Annotated in this window: 17 protein-coding genes; 12 read left to right on the top strand and 5 right to left on the bottom strand. The window is 64.9% G+C overall.

The features are described from left to right. The first annotated feature begins 43 nt into the window (after positions 1-43). Together ACL02S_RS13445 and gatB are read left to right on the top strand one after the other, a co-directional pair. A complete protein-coding gene (locus tag ACL02S_RS13445) occupies positions 44-1,384 on the top strand; it encodes an alpha/beta hydrolase family protein (protein ID WP_412802698.1) in 1,341 nt (446 codons plus the stop codon). Between the two features lie 59 nt (positions 1,385-1,443). Beyond that, positions 1,444-2,955 carry an Asp-tRNA(Asn)/Glu-tRNA(Gln) amidotransferase subunit GatB gene (gene gatB, locus ACL02S_RS13440; protein ID WP_412802697.1) on the top strand — a complete coding sequence of 504 codons (1,512 nt, stop codon included), beginning with the start codon at positions 1,444-1,446 and terminating at the stop codon, positions 2,953-2,955. Between the two features lie 14 nt (positions 2,956-2,969). Here gatB and ACL02S_RS13435 read toward each other — a convergent pair whose 3' ends face one another. Beyond that, on the bottom strand, positions 2,970-4,076 hold the full coding sequence (locus ACL02S_RS13435) for a PQQ-dependent sugar dehydrogenase (protein WP_412802696.1): 1,107 nt from the start codon (positions 4,074-4,076) through the stop codon (positions 2,970-2,972). 288 nt (positions 4,077-4,364) lie between these two features. Between ACL02S_RS13435 and ACL02S_RS13430 the strand changes: the two genes are divergently transcribed. Next, entirely contained in the window at positions 4,365-5,150 is a 786-nt protein-coding gene (locus ACL02S_RS13430) for a DoxX family protein (RefSeq protein WP_412802695.1), read from the top strand. 64 nt (positions 5,151-5,214) lie between these two features. On the opposite strand, the gene ilvD is transcribed toward ACL02S_RS13430, so the two are convergent. Both ilvD and ACL02S_RS13420 read right to left on the bottom strand, forming a co-directional pair. After that, entirely contained in the window at positions 5,215-7,056 is a 1,842-nt protein-coding gene (gene ilvD / locus ACL02S_RS13425; RefSeq protein WP_412802694.1) for a dihydroxy-acid dehydratase, read from the bottom strand. A gap of 365 nt (positions 7,057-7,421) precedes the next feature. After that, positions 7,422-7,940, bottom strand: coding sequence for a PH domain-containing protein (locus ACL02S_RS13420; RefSeq protein WP_412802693.1), 519 nt, complete (start codon positions 7,938-7,940; stop codon positions 7,422-7,424). A 459-nt stretch (positions 7,941-8,399) separates the two neighbouring features. Here ACL02S_RS13420 and ACL02S_RS13415 point away from each other — a divergent pair, with 459 nt between their 5' ends. From ACL02S_RS13415 to ACL02S_RS13380, 8 genes are all read left to right on the top strand, one after another. Next, positions 8,400-10,352, top strand: coding sequence for an acetolactate synthase large subunit (locus ACL02S_RS13415; protein ID WP_412802692.1), 1,953 nt, complete (start codon positions 8,400-8,402; stop codon positions 10,350-10,352). After that, a complete protein-coding gene (gene ilvN, locus ACL02S_RS13410) occupies positions 10,349-10,852 on the top strand; it encodes an acetolactate synthase small subunit (protein WP_412802691.1) in 504 nt (167 codons plus the stop codon). The genes ACL02S_RS13415 and ilvN overlap by 4 nt, the downstream gene beginning before the upstream one ends. A 209-nt stretch (positions 10,853-11,061) precedes the next feature. After that, on the top strand, positions 11,062-12,063 hold the full coding sequence (ilvC, locus tag ACL02S_RS13405; protein ID WP_412802807.1) for a ketol-acid reductoisomerase: 1,002 nt from the start codon (positions 11,062-11,064) through the stop codon (positions 12,061-12,063). Positions 12,064-12,158: 95 nt separating this feature from the next. Further along, positions 12,159-12,365: a hypothetical protein gene (locus tag ACL02S_RS13400; RefSeq protein ID WP_412802690.1), complete on the top strand. Its 207-nt coding sequence runs from the start codon at positions 12,159-12,161 to the stop codon at positions 12,363-12,365. 182 nt (positions 12,366-12,547) lie between these two features. After that, positions 12,548-13,441 carry an AAA family ATPase gene (locus tag ACL02S_RS13395; protein ID WP_412802689.1) on the top strand — a complete coding sequence of 298 codons (894 nt, stop codon included), beginning with the start codon at positions 12,548-12,550 and terminating at the stop codon, positions 13,439-13,441. Next, positions 13,438-14,862, top strand: coding sequence for a vWA domain-containing protein (locus tag ACL02S_RS13390; protein WP_412802688.1), 1,425 nt, complete (start codon positions 13,438-13,440; stop codon positions 14,860-14,862). The genes ACL02S_RS13395 and ACL02S_RS13390 overlap by 4 nt, the downstream gene beginning before the upstream one ends. A gap of 122 nt (positions 14,863-14,984) precedes the next feature. Continuing rightward, on the top strand, positions 14,985-15,641 hold the full coding sequence (locus ACL02S_RS13385; protein WP_412802687.1) for a HEAT repeat domain-containing protein: 657 nt from the start codon (positions 14,985-14,987) through the stop codon (positions 15,639-15,641). A 15-nt stretch (positions 15,642-15,656) separates the two neighbouring features. Further along, entirely contained in the window at positions 15,657-16,646 is a 990-nt protein-coding gene (locus ACL02S_RS13380) for a MerR family transcriptional regulator (protein WP_412802686.1), read from the top strand. Between the two features lie 269 nt (positions 16,647-16,915). Here ACL02S_RS13380 and ACL02S_RS13375 read toward each other — a convergent pair whose 3' ends face one another. Then, positions 16,916-17,812 (bottom strand): HNH endonuclease, encoded by an 897-nt coding sequence (locus ACL02S_RS13375; RefSeq protein WP_412802685.1) that lies wholly within the window; start codon positions 17,810-17,812, stop codon positions 16,916-16,918. Positions 17,813-18,469: 657 nt separating this feature from the next. Then, on the bottom strand, positions 18,470-19,483 hold the full coding sequence (locus ACL02S_RS13370; RefSeq protein WP_412802684.1) for a Gfo/Idh/MocA family protein: 1,014 nt from the start codon (positions 19,481-19,483) through the stop codon (positions 18,470-18,472). Between the two features lie 185 nt (positions 19,484-19,668). Between ACL02S_RS13370 and ACL02S_RS13365 the strand changes: the two genes are divergently transcribed. Further along, positions 19,669-20,589: a TIM barrel protein gene (locus tag ACL02S_RS13365; protein WP_412802683.1), complete on the top strand. Its 921-nt coding sequence runs from the start codon at positions 19,669-19,671 to the stop codon at positions 20,587-20,589. The last annotated feature ends 6 nt before the right edge of the window (positions 20,590-20,595 follow it).

Below are 20,595 nucleotides of genomic sequence, written 5' to 3'. Positions count from 1 at the left end.
GAATCGTATGCGTGTCCGGTGGCGAATTGTATTGGCTTTATTCATGATTGGAGTTCTCGCTACCGGATGCGCTGAGGCGGATCCTGCCGAGCCGATCAGCGGTGACTGGCACGGTGCCATCGAGGTGCCCACGCAACCGCTCCAGATAGGGGTGAGTTTCCACGGCGATGGGACGGCCACCATCGACATTCCCCTGCAAGGAATACGGGACACGCGGCTGAAGGATGTCAGCTCCGAGCGCGACCGGGTGTCGTTCGCGATTCCCGGTATCCCCGGCGAACCCATGTTCCTGGGCAGATACGACTCGGAAACCGACCGGATCACGGGGGATTTCACCCAGTCCGGTCAGACTTTCCCGCTGACCATGCAGCGAGGAGTGGTCGAAGGCCCGGCCCGTCCCCAAGAGCCGAAGCCGCCGTTTCCCTACAAGTCCGAGAACGTCACCTATCACAACGGTGACATCACCATCGCGGGTACGCTGACCGAGCCGCGCGGCGCGGGGCCGTTTCCCGCCATCCTGCTGATCAGCGGAAGTGGTCCGCAGGACCGCAACGAGGAGCTCATGGGCCATAAGCCCTTCTTGTTGCTGGCCGACACCTTCACCCGAGCGGGCTACGCCGTGCTGCGTACCGACGACCGCAGTGTCGGCGGCACCACCGGAACGCTGGAGGACGCGACCTACACCGACCTCGCCGAGGATGCCGCCGCAGGCATCCGTTTCCTCCGCGCGCGATCCGATATCGACCCGGACCGGATCGGGTTGTTCGGCCACAGCGAAGGTGGCTACCTCGCGCCGCTGGTCGCCGCGCGCCCGGACAGCGGTGTCGCGTTCGCCGTGCTGATGGCCGGGCCCGGTGTCCCAGGCGCGGATGTGCTCATCGAACAGACCCGGCTGATCGCTACCGCGAATGGTATGCCCGCCGAGCAGGTGGCTACCCGGGTGCGGCAGACCAGCGAACTGGTCGCCCCGTTGAAAACAGGTGATTTGGCCGCCGCGGTGGAACTGGCCGAGCAACAGAACCAGTCCCTCCCGGCCGCAGAGCGGGTGCCGGACGATCAGATCGCCGCGCAGATCAACCCGTATCTGGCCGCCATGGTCGCTTACGATCCCGCGCCCGCACTGCGTGCCCTGCGGATTCCGGTGCTCGCGTTCTTCGGTGCGACGGACCTGCAAGTGCCGCCTGCGCAGAGCGAGCAACCGATGCGCGATCTCCTCACCGATGCTCCGGACGCGACCGTGCATGTTTTCCCCGGGCTCAACCATCTGATGCAGCCGAGCGAGACCGGCAACCCCAGTGAATACAGTGCTATCGAAACGACCATCGCGCCGGAGGTGCTCGATTATGTCCTCGGCTGGCTGCGCCAACGGGTCCCGGTGCGTTAGCCGCGGCAGCGCACACCGCGAGAGCCCCTGCGTTACTACGAGAGCGCTTACTTAGACTGATGGCCATGAGCGCACCCACGGTCGACCTGATGGATTACTCGGATGTCATCGCCCGATTCGAGCCGGTGCTCGGCATGGAGGTTCACGTCGAGCTCTCCACCGCGACCAAGATGTTCTGCGGTTGCCCGACCGAGTTCGGCGCCGAGCCGAACACCCAGGTCTGCCCGGTATGTCTCGGCTTGCCCGGCGCGCTTCCTGTGGTGAACCAGAAAGCCGTGGAGTCGGCTGTCCGGATCGGTTTGGCACTGAACTGCTCGATCACGCCGTGGGGGCGGTTCGCGCGCAAGAACTACTTCTATCCAGACCAGCCGAAGAACTACCAGATCAGCCAGTACGACGAGCCGATAGCCACGAACGGATACCTGGACGTGCTGCTCGACGACGGCAGCACCTTCCGGGTGGAGATCGAGCGCGCGCATATGGAGGAGGACACCGGCAAATCGGTGCACATCGGCGGGGCGACCGGCCGGATCCACGGTGCGAGCCATTCCCTGCTGGACTACAACCGGGCCGGTGTGCCGCTGATCGAGATCGTCACCAAGCCGATCACCGGTGCCGGGGAGCGGGCGCCCGAGGTGGCCAGGGCCTATGTGACCGCGCTGCGGGATCTGCTGAAATCCCTCGAGGTCTCCGACGTGAAGATGGAGCAGGGCTCGCTGCGCTGTGATGCCAATGTTTCGCTGATGACAATCGGAGCCACCGAATTCGGCACCCGTACCGAGACCAAGAATGTCAACTCACTGCGTAGTGTCGAGGTCGCGGTGCGTTATGAAATGCGCAGGCAGGCCGCGGTGCTCATGGGCGGCGGTGCGATCGTGCAGGAGACCAGGCACTTCCACGAGGCCGACGGCAGTACCTCGCCGGGCAGGCGCAAGGAGACCGCCGAGGACTACCGCTACTTCCCCGAGCCCGACCTCGAGCCGGTCGCGCCCGATGCGGCATGGATCGAGCAGTTGCGCGGCACCATCCCCGAATACCCTTGGTTGCGCCGGGCGCGTATCCAATCCGAGTGGAGCCTGTCCGATGAGGTGATGCGCGACCTGGTCAACGCGGGTGCGCTGGATCTGGTCATCGCCACCGTCGACGCGGGCGCCCCGGTCAACGAGGCACGCTCCTGGTGGGTCGCCTACCTCACCGAGAAGGCCAAGGAACGCGAGATCCCGCTGGACGAGCTGTCGATCACCCCTTGGCAGGTCGCCGAGGTGATCAAGCTGGTCGAGGCGAAGACGATCAACAACAAGGTGGCCAAGCAGGTCGTCGACCACGTTCTGGACGGTGCGGGCGATCCGGCGCAGATCGTGGAGACCAAGGGACTCGGTATGGTCAGCGACGAGGGCGCTTTGCGGGCCGAGGTGGACAAAGCGCTCGCCGCCAATCCCGATATCGCCGACAAGATTCGCTCCGGCAAGGTCCAGGCGGCGGGCAAGATCGTGGGCGACGTCATGAAGGCGACCCGTGGTCAGGCCGATGCGGCGCGGGTAAGGGAACTGGTGCTCGCCGCCTGCGAGTGAGCACCAGCCGTCGCTCAGTCCAGGCTGCCGCCGCCGGCCCTCGGGGGCGGGATGCGCACCACACGATCGTCGAACGGTCCCGGCTGACCTCCGGTTTTATTCACTGTGCTCACCCAGACAGTGCCGTCGGCGCTGGCGTCGGCACCACCGAGTTGCCCGTATTTGTCCTGGGCCATCAGTGTCGGCGCCGTGGTGACCGTATGGGTGTTCGCGTCGGCGGCCACGAGGGCGAGGGCCTTCGCGCGGGTCAGCGAGATGGCCACGCCGTCGGCGGTCACCGTGCAGCCCGCGACTCCTGGTCGGTCGGGCCAGGTCCACGCGGTGACGACTGTGCCATCGCCCCCGATATGTTGTAACCGGTCTTCGGTGGCGGTGCTGTCGGTGATCCAGACGCTGTCCTTGCCGCCACGGCAGACATCCCCGGCGGTGCCGATTCCGGATACTGCGATCTCCGGGTCCGCCGTGCGTCCTGGTGCTGGTGAGTCGATCCGTAACAGTTTGCCCGCCAGCGAGCCCGAGGAGGCCGCGGCAGCGGGGTTGCCCGCATTGCCGGTCAGCACCAGCATCCGGTCGGGTGAGACGAAGTCGATCGCGCCGCGGTTTCCGCTGGCGCCTTTGGGGATTCCGGTGAGAATATCCTTCGGCGGACCGCCCTTGGCGATGCGGACCACCCGGTTGTCGCTCGCGGTGGTGATGTACGCGTACAGCAGGCCGTCTTCCTGATATGTGGGTGACAGCGCGATATCGCTCAGGCCGCCATCGGTGGAGCCGTCCACGTCCAGCTTGGCGATCTCGATCGGGGGTTGTTCCGGGACGACCTGGAGAATGCGTCCGGTCCTGCGCTCGGCCACCAGCGCACTGTTGCCGAGGGTGACCAGGCCGCCGGTAGTCTCCAGGCAGGTGGCTACCACGGCGGGGTCGGGATCGATGCACGGCCCGCTGGGCCGGGTCGTCGAGGTGGGTGGTGCGTCCGGGCTCTTCGGCTTGATGCTTGCCCCGTGCCAGGTCGGTTCCGGAGTGAACGGGCTTGACGCGGAATCGTCGAACCGGGCACAGCCTGCCAGCAGGGCTGAGCCGAGTGCCACGCTCGCTGCGATGCGGCCAACGACAACCAAACTCATAGCTCAGACGTTACGGAAATACCTTCCCGCGCGCCCCGTCCGGGTAGGTGTTGCGCGCATATTGACACGCCGTACCGCGTACTCGGTCGTCGTCATGAGGCGCGGCTTAGGGTAGTGGCCGTGACCGACAAGCCGAATAACGCACCCGGACTTTCGCATTCCGAGGATTCTATGGCCGCTGAGGACGTTAGGGACTCCACGCGGTCCACGGCCGAGCAGTCGGTGGTGTCGGCTACCGGGCTAGGGGCACGTAGCCCGTTCGATGGGCCGACCGAACAATTTCCCAGTGTGGAGCTATTCCGGCGGCCGGAACAGGCCGAAGGTATTCCACGCACCGAGGAGGAACTCGGCCTCGATCCGGACGTCCCGGTGGTCGGTGCGGACAAGACGGACCCGCGGCATGCCGGGGCGAACGGGGCCGAGGACAGCCAGGCGGAGGCGGACCAGCCCGCGTCCACCTATGAGTACGCCAGCATTCCACCTGCACCGACCCTGCCGAAAGGCAGCGTCCGGGTACCCCCACGTAAAGACGAGAATCGGCGCGGCACAGTGGATTTCGGTCTTTTTCTGCTGCGCTTGGTGCTCGGCGGCACATTCATCTATCACGGCCTGCAGAAACTCACCGGGTGGTTCCACGGCCCCGGTCTCGACGGCACTCGCGATATGCTGGCCGACGGTGGCTGGGACAACCCGACGCTGTCCACCACCTTGGTGACCGTCGGTGAGCTCGGTGGCGGCATCCTGTTGGTACTCGGCCTCGGCACCCCGTTCGCCGCGGGCGCGGTGCTGGCGGTGGTTCTGGACGCTTGGGCCTGGAAGCAGGGCATGGTGCCGGGGCTCCAGTACAAGGCGGGCCCAGGAGCGGTCGAATTGGAGAGTGTGCTCGCGGGCCTCGCTGTCGCCATCATCTTGATCGGTCCGGGACGCTGGTCCTTCGACAGGAATCGCGGCTGGGCCACCCGGCCTTTCATCGGTTCCTTCGTGATTCTCCTGCTCGCCATCGCGGCCGCGGTCGGCGTCTATTGGTACCTACACGGGGGCAACCCGTTCAGCGGAATCGGCCCCTTCGACTGAGCAGTCGCCGGGTGGCATCGGGCAAGTCCTGTGCGGACCTGCCGAATGCCACCCGGGGCCCGCGTTATGGAACCTGGCGGACGGCGCCCTTATCGGCCGAGGTCGCCATGGCGGCGTAGGCGCGAAGAGCGGTCGTGACCGGTCGCTTCCGATCGACCGGCTGCCAGGGGCGTTCAGCGGCTTCCATCTTGGTCCTGCGTTCGGCGAGCACGGTGTCGTCGAGGAGGACTTCGAGGGTCCTGGTGGCGACATCGATGCGGATCTGGTCGCCGTTCTCCACCAGGGCGATGACACCGCCTGCGGCGGCTTCGGGCGAGATATGCCCGATCGACAAGCCCGAGGTGCCGCCGGAGAACCGGCCGTCGGTGATCAGCGCGCACTGTTTACCGAGGCCTGCGCCCTTCAGGAAGGCGGTGGGGTGCAGCATCTCCTGCATGCCCGGGCCGCCTGCGGGGCCTTCGTAGCGGACCACGATCACATCGCCCGGCTTGATCTTCTTGCCGAGAATGATCGACACGGCCTCCTCCTGGGACTCCACCACCACGGCAGGCCCTTGGAAGGAGAACAGTTCCGCGTCGATGCCAGCGGTTTTCAGTACCGCGCCATCGGGCGCGATATTGCCCCGCAGGACCACCAGCCCTCCTTCTGCGGTGTAGGCGTGCTCCAGATCCCGGATACAGCCGTTCTCGGCATCGGTGTCCAGCGCCGACCAGCGATTGTCGGTGGAAAACGGTTCGGTGGTGCGCACTCCACCCGGTGCCGCGTGGAAGAGTTCGATGGCTTCCTCGGAGGCCTTGCCGGAGCGGATATCCCAGGTGTCGAGCCATTCGTCGACGGAGGCGGTGTGCACAGTGGTGACATCGGTCTCCAGCAGATCCGCGCGGCGCAGTTCACCGAGGATGGCGGGGATGCCACCCGCGCGGTGCACATCTTCCATGTGGTAGTCGGAGTTGGGGGAGACCTTCGACAAGGTGGGCACCTTACGGCTGATCTCTTCGATGGTGTGCAGATCGAAGTCGATCTCACCCTCCTGTGCCGCGGCCAGCGTGTGCAGCACGGTATTGGTCGAGCCGCCCATCGCGACGTCCAGTGCCATCGCGTTCCGGAAAGCCTTGGCGTCGGCGACGTTCCTCGGCAGTACGGAGGCGTCGTCCTCGCGATACCAGCGGTTGGCGATATCGACTATCACGGCACCCGCCTTTTCGAACAGCGCCCTGCGGGCGGCATGCGTCGCGAGCGTGGAGCCGTTGCCAGGCAGCGCCAGACCGAGTGCTTCGGTCAGGCAGTTCATCGAATTGGCGGTGAACATACCGGAACACGAGCCGCAGGTCGGGCACGCGGAGCGTTCGACCTCGGACAGGCCCTCGTCCGTCACCGCCTGGTTCGCGCTCGCGGAGATCGCCGTGACCAGGTCGGTCGGGGCGTGCGCTACGCCGTCGACGACCACGGCTTTGCCCGCTTCCATCGGTCCGCCGGAGACGAATACCGCCGGAATGTTCAGCCGCATAGCGGCGTTCAGCATGCCGGGAGTGATTTTGTCGCAATTGGAGATGCAGACCAGCGCGTCGGCGGTATGCGCGTTCGCCATGTACTCGACCGAGTCGGCGATGATCTCCCTGGAGGGCAGCGAGTAGAGCATGCCGCCGTGCCCCATGGCGATGCCGTCGTCGACGGCGATGGTGTGGAATTCGCGTGGTACGCCGCCGGCGGCGCGCACAGCGTCGGCGACGATCTCGCCGACGTCCTTCAGATGGACGTGGCCGGGCACGAACTGGGTATAGGAGTTCGCGATGGCGACGATCGGCTTGCCGAAGTCGGTGTCGGTCATGCCGGTGGCCCGCCAGAGCGCGCGGGCGCCTGCGGCATTGCGGCCGATGGTGGTGGTTCGGGAACGAAGCGGTGGCATTTCGATGATCCTCGGGTCGCGGGGGGCTGACTGTGCGACGGCGCAGAGCGTGCTCGGCGGACCCACACGTTACCCCGGTGGATTGGCGTACTCATCCGGCGGTCGGAGCAGGTGGTACGGGCGGCGCTCGCTGTCGAGCCCGGATTTCGGTCCGCCGCTGCGGGTGGTGCCGGGGTTGCCGGAGATGCCGGATCGTCGAGGGCGATGGGCACGAAGCAGGATCGCTACTCCGGCGAGATCATCCTATGATCCGATGCCACACCAGCATACCGCCGGTGTATGTGCCCATCCGGCACTCGGCGGTACGGCGCCGGTCGTGTCGTGTTCAGGTGGAATCACCGGTGTGGTGGTCGAGCACTGGATGATTACCGCGTGCCCTCGTCGGTGTCGGTGGGGAATTTTCCCGAACCATTCTGCTGAGGGTCGCCGTGGTCTCGGGGTTCACTGTCGGGGCTCGGGCTCGCCGCCTCGGTGGTCGCCGTGGATTCCTCGGCATCGCTGTGGTCGGCGGGTGATTCCTCCGGCTGCGCGAACGGATCGGGGATCCGGCCCGCCGACGCCGCCGCCAGCTCGCGCAGCCGGTCGTAGCTCACCGCGGGTAATGCGACTTCCGTACCGTCGGTCAGGTCGGCGCGTACGTATCCGCGCTTCGGGATCCGTACGCCCCGTATTTGTGTCCAGTCCAGCCGACGGGAGCCGAACATCGTCCGCAACTCCAATCCGGCGTCCGAGACGGTGGTCTGCGTCCGCAGTATCCAGACCAGTACCACGACCGGGATCAGCAGGAGCCACCACAGTGCGGCGGGCCAGCCGACGAACGGGAAGAACACGCACAACAGCAGGATGAGCACACCGAGGAGGGACAGCCGCGAGATGCGGATCACACGGGAATTCGATGCGCTACCCGTGTCCGCCGTCGGCGCGGACATGTGGGACGATTCAGAGGGTGGCACGGACTGATGCGGTGATGACACACCACCATCCTCGCATCCTGGTACACGGACACAAGCAACCGCACTGTCCCACATAATGGGACGCAATGGGTCAGCTATTTGACTCTTCGGTTCACCTCCGCTTAACGTCGTGCGCGTGAATCGAAACGAGTTGCTCGTAATCGGCCGGCGCGTCCAGCGTTGAGCCTGACACACTGAGTCGGATACGTCAGCTCGCGTTGCGACGCGCCACCCTCGATCAGCCCTGTGCTGTCGGGGGATTTTTTATGTTCGGACTACTGTCCAGCATGGCGAAGTGCACGACACCGCATGCGGGGGCCGGCTTATCCGGCCCAGCGCCTCGAGGCACAAAACCGGGGTCAGAACGACAACCAGTAAGGAACGAAGACGGTGAGCGCACCTACCGCACGGCCCGGGCCCTCGGCCCGCAAGCCTGCGCCTTCGGTGAATCAGCAGGCTACGCCCGCTGCCAATGCGATATCGGCGGCCGCCCGCCGCCCGGTCCCGCCCGAGCGGGTCACCGGCGCGCAGTCGGTTATCCGTTCGCTGGAGGAGCTCGGCGTCGATACCGTATTCGGTATTCCGGGCGGTGCGATCCTTCCGGTATACGACCCACTGTTCGATTCGGCCAAGGTGCGCCACGTCCTGGTCCGGCATGAGCAAGGCGCGGGCCACGCGGCCACGGGTTACGCACAGGCCACCGGCAAGGTCGGGGTGTGCATGGCCACTTCGGGCCCCGGTGCGACCAACCTGGTCACCCCGATCGCCGACGCGCAGATGGACTCGGTCCCGATCGTGGCCATCACCGGTCAGGTCGGCCGCGGTTTGATCGGCACCGACGCGTTCCAAGAAGCCGATATCTCCGGCATCACCATGCCGATCACCAAGCACAACTTCCTGATCACCGAAGGTGTCGATATTCCGCGCATCATCGCGGAGGCGTTCTATCTCGCCGCCTCAGGCAGGCCGGGCGCCGTGCTCGTCGACATCCCCAAAGACGTGTTGCAGGCGCAGACCACCTTCAGCTGGCCACCCGAGATGCGGTTGCCCGGCTACCGCCCGGTCACCAAGCCGCATGGCAAGCAGGTGCGTGAGGCGGCCAGGATGATCATGGAAGCCAAAGCGCCGGTCCTGTATGTCGGCGGTGGCGTGATCAAGGCCAATGCCTCGGCCGAACTGCTGCAGCTGGCCGAACTGACCGGTATCCCGGTGGTCACTACACTGATGGCGCGGGGCGCGTTCCCCGACAGCCACCAGCTGAACATGGGGATGCCCGGTATGCACGGCACTGTCGGCGCGGTGGCCGCGCTGCAGAAGTCGGACCTGCTGATCACCCTCGGCGCCCGCTTCGACGATCGCGTCACCGGTCAGCTGGACTCCTTCGCCCCAGGCGCCAAGGTCATCCACGCCGATATCGACCCGGCCGAGATCGGCAAGAACCGGCACGCCGATGTGCCTATCGTCGGGGACTGCCGCGAGGTGATCGCCGAGCTCATCGAGACGCTGAAGGCCGATCCGACGACAGGCACCGCTCCGCTGCTTTCGCTGGGCGAATGGTGGACCTACCTCGACCGGGTGCGCTCGTCGTATCCGCTGGGCTGGACTCCGCCTTCGGATGGCTCGCTGTCGCCGGAGTTCGTCATCGAGGCGCTCGGCAGGCTGGCCGGACCCGATGCGATCTACTGTGCCGGTGTGGGGCAGCACCAGATGTGGGCCGCCCAGTTCATCAAGTACGAGAAGCCACGCACCTGGCTCAACTCCGGCGGCCTCGGCACCATGGGTTACGCGGTTCCCGCCGCCATGGGCGCCAAGATGGGCGCGCCGGACAAAGAGGTATGGGCGGTCGACGGTGACGGCTGCTTCCAGATGACCAATCAGGAGCTGGCCACCTGCGCGGTCGAGGGTGTCCCGATCAAAGTCGCGCTGATCAACAACGGCAATCTCGGCATGGTCCGGCAGTGGCAGACCCTGTTCTACCAGGAGCGCTACTCCAACACCGATCTCGGCACGCACACCCTGCGTATCCCCGATTTCGTGAAGCTCGCCGAAGCCCTCGGCTGCCACGGCATCCGCGTCGAGCGCGAGGAGGACGTGGAGGCGGCCATCCGCGAGGCACAGGCCATCAAAGACCGCCCCGTGGTGATCGACTTCATCGTCGGCAAGGACGCCCAGGTGTGGCCGATGGTCGCCGCGGGCACCAGCAACGACGAGATCATGGCAGCCCGTGGTATCCGCCCGCTGTTCGACGAGGACGAGCAGGCCGATGAGCCCGCGGCCATCCACGCTGCGATGTCACAAGAAGAAGCGGTGTCACAAGAACAGGACAAGGTGAACAACGGATGAGCACCACCCACACCCTCAGCGTTCTCGTCGAGGACAAACCGGGCGTGCTGGCGAGGGTCGCGGCGCTGTTCTCCCGTCGCGGCTTCAATATCGAATCACTGGCGGTCGGCGGCACCGAGCTGCCGGAGGTCTCGCGTATGACCATCGTCGTCACCGTCGAGGACCTGCCGCTGGAGCAGGTCACCAAACAGCTCAACAAGCTGGTGAACGTCATCAAGATCGTGGAGCAGGACTCCGACAGTTCGGTGGCCCGCGAACTGATCCTGGTCAAGGTACGCGCCGATGCCAGTGTGCGTACTCAGGTGATCGAGGCGGTAGGGCTGTTCCGCGCCAAGGTCATCGACGTGTTCCCGGACGCGCTCACCATCGAGGCGACCGGAACCAGGTCCAAGCTCGACGCGCTGTTGCGGATGCTAGAGCCCTACGGCATCCGGGAGATCGTGCAGTCCGGTGTCGTCGCGGTAGGGCGTGGACCGAAATCCATCACCGCTGCCAGATGACGCGGAAGACGCCGCAGCGGCCGCTCGCCAAGCGGCGGTCGCGCGTAGTCTGGCTGCGATCGACGGTCGGCGTGCCGGCCTCCCGCCTCTGCGGGAACGACCAAGTCCCCGCAGAGGCGAGGACGATTTCACACAATACCGGCGCGAGCGAGATGTACCCCGCCTCGCGCGGGATAACTCCGGAAGGAAACCACACAGTGGCAGTCGAGATGTTCTACGACGACAATGCCGATCTGTCGATCATCCAGGGCCGCAAGGTCGCTGTCATCGGCTACGGCAGCCAGGGCCATGCGCATTCGCTGAGCCTGCGCGACTCCGGTGTCGAGGTGCGCGTCGGCCTCGCGTCGGGTTCGAAGTCGCGGCCGAAGGCCGAAGAGGCGGGCCTGACCGTCGGCACCCCGGCCGAGGTCGCGGCTTGGGCCGACGTCATCATGGTGCTGGCGCCCGACACCGCGCAGGCATCGATCTTCACCAATGACATCGAGCCGAACCTGAAAGACGGCGACGCGCTGTTCTTCGGCCACGGCCTCAACATCCACTTCGGGCTGATCAAGCCGCCCGCCGAGGTCACCATCGGTATGGTCGCGCCGAAGGGCCCCGGACACCTGGTCCGGCGCCAGTTCGTCGACGGCAAGGGTGTTCCGGCGCTGATCGCCGTGGACCAGGACCCGAAGGGCGAGGGCCAGGCGCTGGCGCTGTCCTACGCCAAGGCCATCGGTGGCACCCGCGCAGGCGTCATCAAGACCACCTTCAAAGAGGAGACCGAAACCGACCTGTTCGGTGAGCAGGCCGTGCTCTGCGGTGGCACCGAGGAACTGGTCAAGACCGGTTTCGAGGTCATGATCGAGGCCGGTTACGCCCCGGAGATGGCCTACTTCGAGGTACTGCACGAACTCAAGCTGATCGTCGACCTGATGTACGAGGGTGGCATCGCGCGGATGAACTACTCGGTGTCCGATACCGCCGAGTTCGGCGGCTACCTGTCCGGCCCGAGAGTCATCGACGCCGACACCAAGAAGCGTATGCAGGCCATCCTCAAGGACATTCAGGACGGCACCTTCGTCAAGCGCCTTGTGGCCAATGTCGAGGGCGGCAACAAGGAGCTGGAGGCGCTGCGCAAGCAGAACGCCGAGCACCCGATCGAGGTCACCGGCGCCAAGCTGCGTGGTCTGATGAGCTGGGTCGACCGGCCGATCACCGAGACCGCCTGAGCCGGCGCGGAGATCATCCGAAGGCCTGTTCGTCGAGAGACGGACGGGCCTTCGGGCATTCCACGGCGAGTAGCCAAGGGCAGTAGGCTGGTGTAGTGCCGGAAGGAACACCAGCTCAGCGTTTGCGTCTCGCTCTGGAGATGTATGAGTTCGGTGTGCGTATGCAGCGCACCCGGATCCGCCGAGACCGTCCCGAGGCGACGGAAACCGAGATCGAGCAAGCAGTGCATGAGTGGCTTCTCACTCGCCCCGGCGCGCCACTCGGCGACGCGGTCGGACGGCCGTCGTCGCGGTTCGCATAAGTGGCTCCCCGCATTGCGCAGCATTGATTCAACCGTGAACGCGATTTCCTCGAGTCGCTTCGAGCAGTGACGAATCATCGACGGTAGTCAAATGGTTGCCGAACAGCGTTTTGGTGCCACCACATCACTCCGCTCGAACGACCGACCCGGCACCGGCGACCCCACCGCTAGACTTATTACCGATGAGTAAGTTATTTGCGTCGGTGGACGAAGTGACCGAGCGCCTCGGTGCGGCCGGGTATCTCCCATCCCTCGATATCGCGACCACGGTGTTTCTGGCCGGCCACCTCGGCAAACCCCTGCTGGTCGAAGGCCCGGCGGGGGTCGGCAAAACCGAGCTGGCCAAGGCCGTCGCCGCCGCGACGAACTCCGATCTCATTCGGTTGCAGTGCTATGAAGGCATCGATGAGGCCCGCGCGCTCTACGAGTGGAATCACGCCAAGCAGCTGCTACGCATCACCGCCACCGATACCGAAGGCTGGGACAGCGCCCGTGACCACGTCTTCACCGAGGAGTTCTTACTCGACCGCCCCTTGCTGGCCGCTATCCGCAATCCACGCCCCACCGTGCTGCTCATCGACGAACTCGATAAGGCCGACGTAGAGCTGGAAGGTCTGTTGCTCGAGGTGCTCGGTGACTATCAGGTGAGCATCCCAGAACTCGGCACGATCACCGCGGTCAGGAAACCGTTCGTCTTCGTGACCTCGAACGCCAACCGCGAGTTGTCCGAGGCATTGCAGCGACGCTGTCTCTACCTGCACATCGATTATCCGACAGCGGAATTGGAGCGGGCGATCGTGCGTATGAAAGTGCCCGAGCTGGACGCGGCACTACGCGAACCCGTGGTCGGTGTGGTCGGCGCGCTCCGGCAGCTCTCCTTGCGCAAGCCTCCATCGATCGCCGAAACCGTGGATTGGGCAAAGACTCTTGTCGCTCTCGGGGTCCGCGATCTGACCGGGAACATCGTTCGCTCGACCCTCGGTGTGCTGCTGAAATATCAGTCCGATCAGCGCGTAGCGATCGAACGATTGACATTGCTCGAACCTGATCGCACGCCGGGGAGCGCAGCGCGATGAGAGCGACCGAGGGGCGTGTCCGCGATACCGAAGCCGGATCCGCTGATTCGATGACCGATCGGCTCGTCGAATTCGTCGGCTTGCTGCGTGACCACAGGATCACCGCGGGGCCGAGCGAGACCATCGACGCGGCCGAGACGATAGTCGCCCTGGGGACAGCCGATCGTGATCGGCTGCGCTGCGGCCTGGCGGCCTGTCTGCTCCGTCGCAATGTCCAACGCCCCGTGTTCGATCAGCTCTTCGACCTCTACTTCGGCACGGCGGACACACCGCGCCCCGGCGCCGCCATCCCTGAGAAGTCCATCGATGCCCTCCGCGATCAGCTGGTTCCCGCACTGGCACAAGGTGATACGCAGGCCATCGGCGAACTCGCCCGCCGAGCGCTGACCCAACTCGGTGGCTACGGCGGGGCCGGTGCTCAGCAGAACTCCGGCCCGGTCACCACCGCATCCGGTGCGGGCTGGTCCTCCTACCTGACCATGAAAGCCCTACGCCCGGAAGAGCTTCTCGACCGGATAGTCGCGGGCATGCACGGCACCTCCCAGCTCGACACCGCCGTGCACACCATCGAAGCCGACCGTCGGCTCACCGAATTCCGCACCGCCGTCCAGACCGAGGCCAGGCTGCGCTCCGCACAGTTACGCGGCACCGAATACATCGCCCGTCGTGGCGTGCAATCCAGTACCGACCGCATCGATTTCCTCGGCGCCCGCGAACAAGATCTCGCCGAAATGCGCCGTCTGGTCCACCCATTGGCCCGTAAACTCGCCACTCGCCTCGCCGTACGCCGCCGCAAAGCCGTCCGCGGACAGATCGATCTGCGCCGCACTCTGCGCCGCTCCATGTCCACCGGAGGCGTCCCCATCGACCCGGTCCTGCGCTCCCGCAAACACGGCCGCCCCGACCTGGTCGTACTCGCCGATATCTCCGGTTCGGTCACCGGGTTCGCCGAATTCACCCTGCACCTGATCCAAGCCCTACAAGACCAATTCAGCAAGGTCCGCAGCTTCGGGTTCATCGATACCTGCGACGAGATCACCGGATTCTTCACCAAGGGAGAACCGCCGACCCCCGGCACCGCCGCCCGAATCATCAGCTCCGCCGATGTCGCCCGTTTCGGTAGCTCGAACTACGGTGAAGCATTCCAAGGATTCCTCGACAACTACCTCGACGCTCTCGGCCCACGCACCTGCGTCCTCATTCTCGGGGATGCCCGCACCAACCGCACCGATCCGAATCTCGCTGCCCTGGAAACGATCCGCACCCAGGCGAAGCAGACCTATTGGCTCAACCCGGAATCTGCTCGCTCATGGTCGACAGGCGACTCCGCCGCCCATGTATACGCCGAGCACGTCACCATGCACGAGTGCCGAAACGTCGAGCAGCTCGCCGAGGTCATCGCCCGGCTGCTGCCCGCATGAGCACAGTACGTGACTACCCGCGCACCTCGTCGATCCGGATCAGCGCGTCTCGGCCGTAACCGCTCGGCTTGACCTTGACACGATGTGAAGGGGTCGAGTGGTCGACGAAGGAGGTGGTTGTCATGCATACAACCAACCACGATGGGCCGGATGCTCGTCTCGTCACCGCTCTCGCCGGGGCCGATGCGGCGACCCGGCTGCGGGCAGCGCTTTCGGCAGGCACACTGGGCGATCCACATCTCATGGAGCCGCTCATCGCCCGCTGCGCCGTAGAACCGGACTTCTTCGTCCGGGACATGCTGACCTGGGCGTTGTGCCGGTTGCCTGCCGAGATCACGGTACCGAGGCTGCTAGCGGAGCTCGGGTCGGACACCACGCAGGCCCGCAGCCAGGCATTGCACACCCTGTCCAAGATCGGTGACCGGAGTGCCTGGCCCGCGGTATCGGCACTGCTGCACGCCGAGCACGACGAGGTCGCGCGTAGTGCGTGGCGGGCCGCCACCGTACTCGTATCGCCCGGCGCGGAGGGGAAGCTCGCCGCTGATATGGCGACCGAGCTCGGCCGGGGTGACTACCAGGTGCAGCTCAGCCTGAGCCGCGCGCTGGCGGCGCTCGGAGCGGCTGCCACCCCGATTCTAGATGCTGCCATGGCGAGTCCCGATCCACACATCCGCGCGCATGCCCAGGCCACTGAACGGCTTCGCCGTAACCCCGAGAGCGGGTTCGCCCTCTCGCTCGAGTTTGCCGAGCGGGTCACGGCGACCGGCCCGGACGCGTAACAAGGAGACGACGGAATGTTGATCGGTGAGGTCTCGCGACGTTCCGGCGTCAGCACCCGCATGCTGCGCCACTACGACGCGTTGGGGCTGCTGGAACCGACAGGCCGCACATCGAGTAGCTATCGTGAATACTCCGCCGACGACATCCGTCGTCTCTTCCATGTCGAATCCCTCAGAACCCTGGGGCTATCGCTGCACGACACCAAACGGGCACTGGACGAACCCGGCTTCGCGCCCGCCGAATTGGTGGGAGAGCTCATCCGGCGCACCCGAGCGCGGATCGCCACGGAGGAGGAACTGCTAAGAAAGCTGGAGTGTGTCGACACGGCCGCACCGGCACAGTGGGAGGCCGTGATGGGCATCGTCACCCTACTGCGTGCGCTCGAATCGGAATCCGGAGCCAGCAGGCAACAAGCTGTGCTGGCACAGCACGAGGGCGCATCGCTGCCCGTCGAAGCGCTGGTCGAGGCAGTGCTGTCGGAAGACGATCCGAATGTCGCCGGGGCGCTGCGCTGGTCGTTGGCGAGGGCGGCCGGTGCTGGGTTGACCGAGTTGGCAGTCGGCCTGGATTCGGCGGTGGTCGAGGTTCGGCGCCGAGCGGTTGTCGCGATAGCGGAAGTGCCCGTCGCGGCAGCGGCAGTGTTGCTGCGGCGGGCACTCCACGACTGCGACGTGACAGTGCGGGACCGTGCTGCCCTGGCACTGGGCTCCCGTCGGGTCGCGGAGGCGATACCTGCTCTGCTCGCGATGGTTGTCGCGGGGCGGTTCGATGTCGAGGCCGCCGAGGCATTGGGATTGCTGGCGGAGGGCGCGGCCGCTGCCGCCGATATCGTCGGGATGATGCGGGATGAGCTCGAGCGCACGGACGACATCCCATCGCGGTTGCGGATTACGCAGGCGCTCGCCGAGCTTCCTGGCGTTGCGGCGCGGGAGGTGCTCACCGAGCTGGCTGATGATGCCGACCGGACGATCGCGGCGACCGCGGCTGCGATTCTGCGTAGATGAGATTACCGGAGGGGCGAGTTCCGAAGGTTCGCATGTGTTTTGGTGTGAGGTCTCATCAGGGGCTGTGATGGGTGTATAGGCGATTGCGGTCTTGTCGCTGATTCTGGAGGTGCCAGATGCAGGGGGCATCGACCGATGGATCTACGATCACATCTGAGGAGAGCCGACCGGCGGGCAGCAGCACTGCCGGACGCACTGACGGAATTTCCGGGTATCGGTGGTGTGGTAGAAGAACATCCTGAAATAGTCAGAATGGTATACCCCAGTTGTCAACTGGCTGTTTCGAACTCGGCGAATCGTTCCTCGAGCCGTTCTGTTGCGGGCCAGTCTTTCCGTCGTTGTGGCAAGGTGAGGTGCTGACCGTTTATTTCTTGCAGTCCATGTCGCAGCATCGATCCTTCGCGGCGATCATGCATCAGTTTTGCGCCGACGAGGATTGTGTACTCGGGTGATATTCCGATCAGATTTGCATCATAGGCGGCGTGGTGGATTTTGCAGAGGCTCAAACCGTTGGACACATCCGCCGTACCGTTCTCCTTGCTATCCGCGACTATATGGGCGGCGTCGAGCAGTTGTGTATGACCCACATCGCATATTGCGCAGCGATGGTCGTACGCAAGAAGGACCCTGCCCCTGAACTCTGGCTGATGTAGGCGCTGTGTGGTCAGGCGTTGAGCATACTTTCGTTCGATCGGCTTCAGATTCAACACATCTGGAATATCTCTGAAGGTTTCGTCCAGTGCTAGAATGAATCGTTGTCGTTTTGTATCGTCCGCAATTACGTAGACCGGGAATACTGGTACATAGCGAATGGCTGTACCGATCTTGATCCATCGGAGTAGGATGATGGGCATATTTAACTCATAGGCGCGTCGTAGCTTCGTATTGTCGCCTTGGACACTGCCTTCTCGGTACGCATAGGCATAGAGCGAGTCACTGAATTCTGCGTCCTCATATGGGCTGTCCGGCTTTGAGAGGATCGACAAGGTAGCTGCTAATTGAGCGGGATTCCAGATTCCCTTATTGCGATCGATCAACCGATAGGTCTCGGCACCGACTTCGAATTCGGTCAGCTCCTCGCGAGTCAGCGCCCCCTTCTCTTCAACCCTGCGCGCCAGACGATCGAAGATCATCTGGCGTAGCTCTAGCTCCGCCTCGCTCTCCATAGGAGGAGTGTGCCATGGTCGACTGATTGCCACTGATCTTTCGATTCGCGTTGGCCGAGTGGCGGGTTCGTCCGGAGCCGTGACAGGTGGCCAGCTCCGTGTGGCTCGACGCAATGAGGAGCGTGAAAACCACGCGTCCGTAATCGCACTGCGTCGCAGCCCATCTAGCGTTCCGACCAACTGGGTGAGACGGATTCGAGCCACTGCGCGTCGCTGCGATTCTCGACGTAGCTACCCCCAGGAGGGTCGGCATAAGCGGTCAGCATAGCTCGTCTCGCTGAAGGTGAACCAGCCGAGAGGTTTTGATCCCGAGAGTGCTTCCAATCGGACCAGGACCATCCAGCGCCCGCGTCGATCCGGAACTCGGTCACTGTCCTCTCCACACCGTCGATGAATACATGGACATGAACAGGGCCGTCCGGGTCGCGGATGACGACCACTTCGACATCTGATTGCTCGAAGTCCCCTGCGCGCCTGTCCATTCGATCTCCGATCTGTGAAGTGCGGAGTGATCGTTCATGTGAGCTCAGTTGGTGGTCGTACCGGCCTATTTCATCAGAGGAGGAGCGCCAACCACCGATCGCCGCGCGGTCATCACCGCATCCTCTTACCAGGAGGTGGGATGTGGGTGCACGATCATGCCACTATGACAAGCTGTCAGTCTCGTATCTCGGAGACTTCCACCGCTCGCCCCGCGCGGCGTGACAGTTCACACGCTTCTGCCACGTAACACGCCTCCAGCGCATCGATGGGACTACAAGGACTGTCGAGCTCACCGGTGACAACCGCGACGAAGGCCGACAACTCTTCCGCATAAGCGGATCGAAACCGTTCCAGGAAGCCCGTATAGAAGTAAGACGCGGTCCGGCCGGCTCCGACCGGATCGAGCGGCGCCACACCATCCACTCCGACGACAGCGTTCCCCTCGGACCCCAACGCCTCCAACCGCACGTCGTACCCCGTGCCGTTGTACCGCGTCAACGACACGGTAGCCAGCGTCCCGTCGTCCAAGCGCAGCACGACCGCGGCGGTATCGACATCGCCTGCTTCGGCGATGAACTCCTCTCCCCGGTTGGCTCCGAGCGCGCAGACCTCGACGACTTCCCGGCCCGTCACCCACCGGATGATGTCGAAATCGTGCACCCCGCAGTCCCGGAACAGCCCACCGGACCGTGCGATGTATTCGGCGGGTGGTGGCGCCGGGTCCAGAGTGGTCGCGCGTACCGTGTGTAGTCGGCCGAGCCGACCGGAGGAGATAGCGCCGCGAACGGCGCGATAACCGGCGTCGAAGCGCCGCTGGAACCCGATTTGGACTGGGACCGAGGAGTTCTCGATGTGCTCGATCACGGCTAAGGTGCCCGCCAGGTCGGCGGCCACCGGTTTCTCGCAGAAGACCGGGATTCCGGCGTCGACGGCGCGGGTGATGAGTTCGGGGTGGGAATCGGTGCCGGTGGCGATGACCAGGCCGTCGAGGTCGGCGGCGAAGAGGGCGTCGAGGTCGGGGGCGAATTCGGCGCCGAGGTCGGTGGCGACAGTGTGGGCTCGGTCGGTGTCGGCGTCGGTGAGCACGACGGTGGCCACGGTCGGCAGTGCTGTCAGGGTCTCGGCGTGCAAGGTTCCGATCCGGCCGGTGCCTGCCAGGCCGATGGTGCTGGTTCGGCGGGATGGCATCGGCTTCTCCTGGGGTGGTGCTGACCTACGGACGGTGGAGGTTCCGATTCCGGCCGTCCGGTGTTTCTGGTGTTTACCAGGATGTCTCCTGGTTGCAGCGGTATTGTCCGGAATGAACCATACTTATGAGACACGATGATCAGAGTCCCGTAGTTGGGGCGCTCCACTGTATCGGAGCCGACTCGATGTCGGAGGTCGGAGAAGTGCCGGTGATCGGATCTCGCTATCGGCCGCGGCTCGCGGCCGCGCCGATCTCTTGGGGGGTCTGCGAGGTCCCTGGTTGGGGACATGTGCTCGACGCGCGTACTGTCCTGGCGGAAATCGCCGCGCTCGGCTTGTCCGCTACGGAGCTCGGCCCGCCGGGGTATCTGCCGGGCGACCCTGGTGAACTGCGTCGATTGCTCGATGCCTTCGGGTTGACGCCGGTCGGTGGATTCCGCGCTCTCGTACTGCACCGCGACCAGCGGCAGGCTGTTGCGCAGGCTGCGGATACCGCCGCGCTGCTGGCTGCCATCGGTGCGGAAGTTCTCGTGCTCGCCGCTGCGACGGGATCCGGGGGATATGATGCGCGGCCACGGCTCACCGATACCGAATGGCGCACGTTGGTGCGGACCGCCGCCATGGTTCGCGATGTGGTCGCCGGGTACGGCCTGCGCACGGTGCTGCACGCGCATGTGGGCACGCATGTGGAGACAGAGGCACAGATCGAGCGGTTCCTCGCCGATTCCGAGCTCGACCTCTGCTTGGATACCGGGCATCTGGTCATCGCGGGCGCTGACCCGGTCCGGCTGGCGCGGCGGTATGCCGAGCGGATCGGGCACATCCATCTCAAAGATGTCCGTGGCGTGCTGGCCGATCGGGTGCGTGCCGGGGAGATGGGGTACCACGAGGCGGTGCGTCGTGGGTTGTACGTTCCGCTCGGCTCGGGCGATATCGATATCGCCGCGCTCGTGCGCAGTGTGCGAGCCGTGGGGTATCGGGGGTGGTATGTCCTGGAGCAGGACACCACCTTGTGTCCGGTGGACTCGGCGCGACAGCCGAGTCGCGATACCGGGCGCAGTATGCGTTACCTCGAGGACACCGTACTCGCCGCGGCGGAGAGCTAGTGTCGC

The organism is Nocardia spongicola, from assembly GCF_047200775.1.
GTDB lineage: Bacteria > Actinomycetota > Actinomycetes > Mycobacteriales > Mycobacteriaceae > Nocardia.
Note: the sequence above shows the minus strand (reverse complement) of the source record. Positions and strands in the feature narration are given on the sequence as shown.